This window comes from Corynebacterium sp. MSK195 (genome assembly GCF_030228885.1).
Classification (GTDB): Bacteria; Actinomycetota; Actinomycetes; order Mycobacteriales; family Mycobacteriaceae; genus Corynebacterium.
The window spans coordinates 60593-68669 of the sequence record NZ_JASPGT010000011.1 but is presented as its reverse complement, the minus strand read 5'-3'; the positions used below and the strand labels follow the sequence as shown (position 1 = coordinate 68669).

Genomic DNA, 8077 nt, shown 5'->3' with positions numbered 1-8077 from the left:
AACGCCGGCACGCAGCGGCCATCAGGAAATGAGAAACTGGGTCGTCTCGGCTCTCCGCCCAACTTTGCAACAGCACCTTATCGGATTTATTTTTGATGAAAATCATTAGCACAAACAAAAGTGACCTTAACTAGCCGCTCTAGTTAAGGTCACTTTTCTTGCATCACCATTTTACGACTTAATTACGCTCAAACCGTAAACGGACGTCCGTAGTCAATGTACTCATTACTCTTTTCCTGGAATGGAGCTAAAAGGTAGCGGCTTTTCCATGGGCAAGGAACTCTCCACAGATAGTAATCATTACCTACATATCCGTCTTCCCGTAGCACTCCTTCTGTCTCAGGTTGGGGGCGTACAACTCCATTAAACTTTTCGGGGATAAGGGCTCTACGACCTACTGGATCTGTCCACTGGAAATCATGTTCCCATCCTTCGTCAAAATCACATCCATCGAAATAAACTAATACCTCACTCGGGGAACTGAGAGAATGGGGAGGGTTCTCTATCGGAATTTTCTCGTACCAAATGTCATGGTCTACTTTTTTGCCTTTATCAATCCACTCGAGAATCTCTTGCTCATCAAAACTGGCACCTGCAAAAACCTGGATTGCTCCATCAGGATCGGATAGAAAGAAGCGTTTGACGTAGGCGAGATAAATATTAGATATATGCATTGGCCATAGTCCTATTCTTTAACCTTTGCCAGGGATCTTGCGTTTAGCATGAGCTGGACCCTAACACCGCTCCTGACACTGTCCTCGATTCAGAAAGAACAGATACACCACTTCCATGGGCTTGACCGGATCCTCTTCGAAATCCAACAGTTGGCCTTCTTGGATATCCCCAGTCATTCCTGGTGAGATAGCTGCAAGAGCGGCGAGGATACTTTTTAACTCTACCTCTGAAATTGGTGCGTGGTAGCACGAGTTGTTTGAAACAACTCGACAATAACTAATGCAATTTAGTCGAGTCTATAAGACGATACCTGCAAGTAAACACTATAAAACAAAGTTGTTTCAAGTTGTTTTGGAATTGACCAAGTGAATGGAGTGCTATACCGCATGAAGAAAAAGCCCACAGCCAAAGGTGGCTGCGGGCTTGGGGAAGCTCAATGCTTCTAGTGTGTCTGGGGTTATGGGTCTACTGCTTGATAGCAGAGACCTCGAGCTCAATCTTGATCTCCTCGGAGACCAGCACGCCGCCGGTCTTCAGCGGAGCGTTGAAGTCGATGCCGAAGTCCCTGCGGTTGATCTTGGTGGTTGCCTCGAAGCCCAAGCGGGTATTGCCAAAGGGGTCCTCAGCGGTAGCAACGTCTTCAACGTCGAGGTCGACGGACTTGGTGGTGTCCTTAATGGTGAGGTCACCAGTGACGGTGCCGTTGCCATTCTCGTCAACGTTGAGGTTGGTGGCCTTGAAGGTGATCTCCGGGTACTGCTCTACTGCGAAGAAGTCCTCGTTCTTTACGTGTGCATCGCGGTCATCGTTGCCGGTGGAAATGGATGCGGTACGGATGGTGGCCTGAGCGTTGGACTCAGCGATGTTCTCGGCCACGGTGATGGTGCCTTCGAAGTCTGCGAAGTTACCGCGAACCTTGGTGACCATCGCGTGCTTGGCGACGAATCCGATAACGGTGTGGGCTGGGTCTAGTGCGTAGGTACCTGCTGCGAGGGACATGATGAATACTCCTAAAGCTGTTGTTAGCGTTACACCCCACAGTGTACGTACCACTTCTAAATAGTCAACATGTGAAGTAAATAATTCTTGAATGTGCAGGGCAAAGAAGTGTGAATGCGGAAAATCTTAAAAAAGAAAGCCGAATCGAGGGGCGTGTCCTCGATTCGGCCGTGCGGGCTGTGCCTAGGGCTGCCCGACGAGACCAATGTCTGCGATGGTTGCCTTGTCGGACTTGGGCAGCTCGGTGAGCATGAAGAGGATCGCATCGAATTGCTCGGTGGTTTCCTCCAGCTCGATATCTTCCTTGCCGCTTTCGAACTTGCCCCTGGCCAGTTGGTGCAGGGAGCCAGCTTGTGGGTTCTCCGGATTGAAGCTGTCCTGGTTTACGCCATAGACGGCGTACCTCGCCCCAGTGGAGTTGGACTGCACCACCGGCAGGACCGCTAGGTGCGTTGGCGTATCCAAGGTGACGAGGACGCCGGTGTCCTCCTCGGCGGTGGACCACGTGGTGGCCGTTTTGCCGTCGATAAGCGCTGCGTTGTCCTTGTTATCAGGGACGGTAACCGCAGAGGAAGGCTGGAGACGCACCGGCGGGGTATCCGGAATGTCCGTGCTGCCGTGGATGGTCTCGCTGACCGGGTTGGATGCCTCCACATTGCTGAGCAAGGACATGATCCAGGTGGTGAGCGCGGCCATTGCTACGACGAAGATCGTGGCAAAGATGCCGATGACGATGACGCCGGAACCGGAATAACCGCGGCCGCCAAAGCCGGGTTCTTGCGCCGGGTCATCCTCTTGATCCGGTTCTACCTGCGCCTTCACCGGCAGGGCTTCAGGTGTTTCTTCTGGTTCATCCGGTGCGAAGTCGTGCAGGCGCTGGGCGATGCCGGCCAAGGTTAGCGCCTGTGCCTCTTGCAGCTCCTCCATCTTTTCCTCGCGGCTGTCCTCATCAGCACTATCGAGTCCGTAGTGCGCATCTTCGACGCGCTGGGCGGCCTCGTCCGCGGGGAGGTTGGCGTCCTCAGAAATATCGCGCAGCTTCTTCGGCGAAGGTTCCGTGGACTCCACCAGCAGCTCGAGGGCGGAGCTTAAAGCCTCGCGGTCGGTGGCTGCGGAGGTGCCGTCCAGTACGGCGGGGAAGGCAACCTTGACCACACCATCGGTAGAGACGCGGAAACGGTCACGGTGCTCCACGCCGAGGGTGAGGCCGGCGTCGTGGGCAGCGGCGGCATCAGCAAAAAGCGGCGCAGTAGCTCGTGCCACGGAATGGGGATCGAGGTTATCGGCCTCCGCTACCTGCTTGAGGGAGGTGCCCTCAAACCAATCCGCTACCACCAGGCAGCCAGTGCGGTAGGACAGAATTTGGATATTATCCGCCACGGTATCGAGCTCCAGCTCGGCAAGGCGGCGGGTATTGCGCGAAATCTCTGCGGAGCGGCGGGCGGCAACTCCGGGAGTCGATGGCGCAATCGGCGCCAGGCTATTGGTATCGACGAACGTCAAGGCGACCAGTCGGCCGGTGGACTGTTCGCGCGCCTGCCAGAATTGCGCACCAGTGACCGCACCGTGATCCTGTAGCAGGCGGAAGCGACCGTCCGATACCGGGGCGCCTGGGACCAGGCGTGGGCCGCGGACGATGCCCGCGGACATCGGCGGCGGCACCAGGGTGGCATTGAAAGCATCCTGGGTAAATACCGGCCGGATTTCCGGTACGTCGGGCTCCTCCAGCTCGATGGCCTTGGAGGAATCGACCTTGATGAAGCGGGACATGCCCGGAATGCGCTGCAGGGCGCGGGCCAAGTTCTGTACCTCCGGCAAGGAGGACTTGGACAGCACCAGGCCGGTGGCGATGAGGAATATGACACCGAGCACCGCGACCTTGATCAGCGAGACGATGGACGGCAAATTCTCCGGAAGGAGGAGATTCACGACCCAGTACAGCACCCAGGAGACGACCAAGCCCACTAGGCCGGCACCGGAAGCCCACAGCACGGTTTGGGTGACGGCTTTGCCGCCGAGGCTGCCGAGCTTGCGCTTGAGCAGGAAGCCGCCAATGACCGCACCGGAGACGAAGCCAAAGCCATTGGCCGTACCGAGCAGAATCACCACGCGGTCCGGGTTGGACGTCATCAATGGTGCCAAGAGCGTGAGGACGATCTTGGTCAGCGTGATGCCGGCGATGATGAAGGTAGGCGTCCAGGCTTCCTCGCGGGCATAGAACACGCGCAGGTGCAGGAGCACCAAGGCATACGGGATGAGTGTGAAGGCGGAGAAGCTGATGGTCAGGCCGAGTTGCTCGGCGCTGTCGGCGCCGTAGGCGCCGTACTGGAAGAGGGCGCGGGCGATAGGTACACCGAAGCCGGTCATGAAGATGACGATGGGGATAAGCGCGATGAAGGTCAGCTTGGAGCCCAGGGTGAGATCGCGGACCACGGCATCAACATCGCCGTCGGCGGCGTTGCGGGACAGGCGCGGCATAATCGCCGTCAGGAGCGTGACACCGATAACGCCATAAGGCACCTGCAGCATGAGCCAAGCATTCTGATAGACCAGCGGGGCGCCGGCATCCGCATAGGCGGCCACGCGGGAGGTGACCACGTAGCCCAGCTGGGAGATGGCCACATAAGTAATGATGGCCAAAGCCATGCCGCCGAATTGCTTGATGCGCGCATCCAAGCCCCACTTGGGGCGCAGGTTAATGCCGGCCTTTTTCAGATACGGCAATAGGATGAGGCACTGCACCATCACCGCTGTGGTGGTGCCCAAACCCAAGAGCATGACGTGGGGATCGGCGACCGGCGTGGGATCATGCGGGTCTAGTTGGCCGGGCAGGAAGCGATAAGCCAGCAGCACGCCAATGGAGATGAAGTTATTGATCACCGGAGCCCAAGCGCCCGGACCAAAGATATTCTTGGTATTGAGGACGGCCTGGAAGAGGGCGAAGAGGCCGTAGAAAAGAATCTGCGGCAGCAGCAAGAAGGCCAAGGAAGTTGCCTGCACGGCATTGGCCTTGGAATCTTCCGGCAGCATCATTCTAGTTAAGAAGGGTGCGAGCACCACGGAGGCGATGGTGACTATGCCCAGGATGGAAAAGGCCAGGGTAAATAGCCGCCGGACAAAGGTCTCGCCGCGGTCCGTGTCTTCTTTTTCGGCGCGCACGAGGACGGGCACAACCAGAGAGGTCAGCACCGCACCCAAAACGATCTCGGTGACGAGGTTGGGGATCTGGTTGGCGCTACTAAATGCGGTGCCCACCGTGGCGCCGAGCGTGGCGCCGATGAGCATCTGGCGCAAGAAGCCAGTGATGCGGGATAGTAGCGTCGCGATGGCCATCGTGCCTGTTGCGCGGATGACATCCTGATTGGATGATTCGTTGTCCGCGTTGCGTCCAGTGAGCGCGGACTTATCCTCCTCAGGAGGAACGGCGGTGTCCTTCACCGCTGGGGTGGGGCGCTTTTCTGGTACCGGAGCGGGAGGAGAGGCCTGGACGATGCGGCCGCGGGCACCCGCCGGGGCGGGGTGCTCTGCCGGCACGGCGGCATCCTTCGGGTCAACTGCACCCGCAGGTGACTTCTCCACGTGTTCGGCCTCGCGGCCAGTCTTATCAGTCATAGAGGATACAACTTCAACTTACTTTTTAAGCCTTTGTGATTTTTTGCGCCGATGGCGGCCTAGCCGGAAGAGCGTGGCTAAGACCAGCGCAAGGGCGCCGGCTATGCCGACGCCATACACGCTTACGATACCGGCACGCGTTTGCACAGCGATATTGATGGGCTCGGAGATGGTTTGCTTTTCTGGGGTAGCAAGCCACAGGCCAATGTCCGTGCGATCGGCGTCCTTAGGCATATCGGCGGTCATGGATACAGTAATAGAGCCCTTGGCCGGAATACGGACACTCTTGGGTGTGTTGAGGCGCGCGCCATCGGGGGCGTCGTATTGCAGCTTGGCCTCCACCGGGAGTGGCAGGCCATTTTCTGCCACGATGAGCAGCGGCGATGACTCGGATACGCGGGTATAGACATTGCCCGGTGGGATAAGCGCCACAGAAGAACGCAGGTCCCGCAGCGTATCGGAATGTACATCCATCGTATGAGTGAACCGGCGCTGCGCCTCTGCATTGCTTCCCAAGCTATCGCGGTTGGTCAGCGAGAGGGCGGCGAGCAGATCTCGGCGCAAAGGCAGGACGAATTCATAGCGAGTGAGCGCGATATCGGGATCATCGACCATGATATTCATCAGCTCGTCGGTGTAGCGGGCCTGCTGCTCCACGCGGACGATATCGGATTCGGCAAAGGCGGCGGGATCGCTAAAGGGGCTGCCGGGCAGTGAACCGGGCTCCGCGGTCTCCTGCTTCAGGCTGCCGACGGTGCGCGGATGGGACTTACCGGAAGCGATGAGTGCCTCGGCAGAGTCGAGTGCGTACTCGGCCGCGCTGGGATCCAAGTAATTGGGCAAGCGTGCCACGGTGTCATCGCTCGCGGCCAAGCTCAGTGCGGCGCCGCCGGTGATGGCACGAGAAAGATCGGAGTCGAGCGAGTAATCGTAGCGCAGCTCTGGGTTGGAATAGCCCACCGTCTGTGGTTTGGAGCCGGTTTGGGCGAGGAGGGCGCCCAGGGAGGCGTCGAAAGTCACGGCGCGGCCGGGCCACGAAGTATTATCCGCCACCAATGCGGGCAGGGGCAGCTGCTGATCCACATAGCCGGAGCCGACCGCGAGCACGGTGGTGGCCGGCTTGGCACCGAGAATTCGCTCGATGGTGTGATTGCCGCGTTGCAGTCCTTCGTAGGTAAGGAAGGGATTATTCGCTTTGGCCACGGAGGAAGCATTGGCGTTCGCCCACGGCATAGACATAAAGCAATCGAGCTCGCGCAGGCGCTTGAGCCAGCGGGCGGCATCCTCTTTCCCTGAGCCGGGTTCGAGGTGCACATCGTCCTCGTTAGTGAACCACGAATCGCGCAGGCGCTTAGGGCGCTCGGCTTGAGCTGGGCGGGCAGAGCCCACCTTATAGCCCTCCGCCATGCGGTTGACCGTATCCAAGAGGGCGGGATCGATGGCTACGCAGCCTGCCCCGCGCAGGTCGTGGTCGGCGTACGTGCTGACCAAGCGATCGAGCCGGCCGCCCTCAGCCAGTTCATCTGCTAACTCATCAGAGGAGAGGATAAGCTCCTCTCCCCCAGCGCCGCCTGGTATCGAGTCGATATCGGCGCTGATGGGATAAACCACGCTGAGATCGTGGGGTTTGGAGTCCGAGGGGGCATCGCCAAGCGCCTGCTCCTTCCCCTCCACCTGGCCTACCAGGCGCTCTTCTGCAAAGCTGACTGCTTCACCGCCGACGGTGCCGGTGAGGGTAAAAAGCAGTGGATAGGCTCCGGGCTCCTCAATCGCCAAGGTCTGCTCGCCGTGCAAGGAGGTGGGAACCTGGAAGGTAACCTCGCGGGATTCGCCCGGCTGCAGGGGCGCGGTGGCGGTGCTGGGACCGTAATACGGGAATTCGCCGGTGGCCAGCTGTGTGCGGGCCTGCGCGGTATCCTCCACGGCATCGCCGCGGCGGCTCGTGAGCTGGAGATCCTCCATGGCTTCATCGGTAGGATTGTGCAGCCGGAAGGTCAGTTTCAGGTCCTTGCCCACGGTAAAGGGCTCGGCCGCAAGGAGATCAAGAGTGGCCCGCTCCGGCCCACGCGCGCCCAACCATGCCTGGATATCCTGCTGCTTTTCGGCGGCCGAGTCCATCTGCGCGGCGGCCTCTGGTAGCGGCAGGCACACGCCCCACCCCGCTACCGCCATGCAGCCGCCCACGACGGCCCAAGACTTTAGGCGCTGACGCATTACCGTGGGGTCACTTTCCCCGCCGCAGCTTCCTTTCGTGCGAGATCGGGAAGGAGATCATGCGCGATGCGCGCCAGCTTGCGCTCATCGGCGTAGGCCAAGTGCTCGATGAGTTCAGAGACGGGGATCCACGAGACCTCAGTGACCTCTGGATCCTCATCGTTCATAATGCCGTCTACAAAACGCAGCAAGTGGTGGTGCACGGTCTTATGGATGCGCACCCCATCAGAGACGAACCAGTAATCAATCATGCCGAGGTCCGCAAAAACCTCACCAGAAATGCCGGTTTCTTCCCATACCTCGCGTTCAGCGGTGACCTCCTTGGCCTCGCCATTTTCCACGTGGCCCTTGGGCATGGACCACAGCAGGCGCCCGCGGCGGTCGAGGCGGCCGATGAGCGCCACATAGAGCCGGGAAAGGTCGACGTTGCCATTGGCATCGACGCACTCCGCCAAGCCGGAGACAACGAGGCCGCCCGCGGAGGTTTCATCGCGGGTTTCCATGGCCGTGGATTGGCCATTGCCACCGCGGTAGGGCTTGCGCTGCTGAGTGGTGCGGCGCGCGCGATTATCCGGCC

General features: G+C 59.3%; 4 protein-coding genes and 1 pseudogene. All 5 read right to left on the bottom strand.

The features are described 5' to 3' along the window. Positions 1 to 188: 188 nt before the first annotated feature. On the bottom strand, positions 189 to 674 hold the full coding sequence (locus QP909_RS10185) for a hypothetical protein (protein ID WP_269953978.1): 486 nt from the start codon (positions 672 to 674) through the stop codon (positions 189 to 191). 466 nt (positions 675 to 1140) lie between these two features. Next, positions 1141 to 1674: a YceI family protein gene (locus QP909_RS10180; RefSeq protein ID WP_284767160.1), complete on the bottom strand. Its 534-nt coding sequence runs from the start codon at positions 1672 to 1674 to the stop codon at positions 1141 to 1143. Positions 1675 to 1857: 183 nt separating this feature from the next. Beyond that, on the bottom strand, positions 1858 to 5286 hold the full coding sequence (murJ, locus tag QP909_RS10175) for a murein biosynthesis integral membrane protein MurJ (RefSeq protein WP_284767159.1): 3429 nt from the start codon (positions 5284 to 5286) through the stop codon (positions 1858 to 1860). Between the two features lie 18 nt (positions 5287 to 5304). Then, positions 5305 to 7500, bottom strand: coding sequence for a DUF6049 family protein (locus tag QP909_RS10170; RefSeq protein WP_269953976.1), 2196 nt, complete (start codon positions 7498 to 7500; stop codon positions 5305 to 5307). Then, positions 7500 to 8003: pseudogene (locus tag QP909_RS10165) on the bottom strand (NUDIX hydrolase); the annotation flags it as partial. The gene QP909_RS10170 and the pseudogene QP909_RS10165, both read right to left, overlap by 1 nt. Positions 8004 to 8077 lie beyond the last annotated feature (74 nt).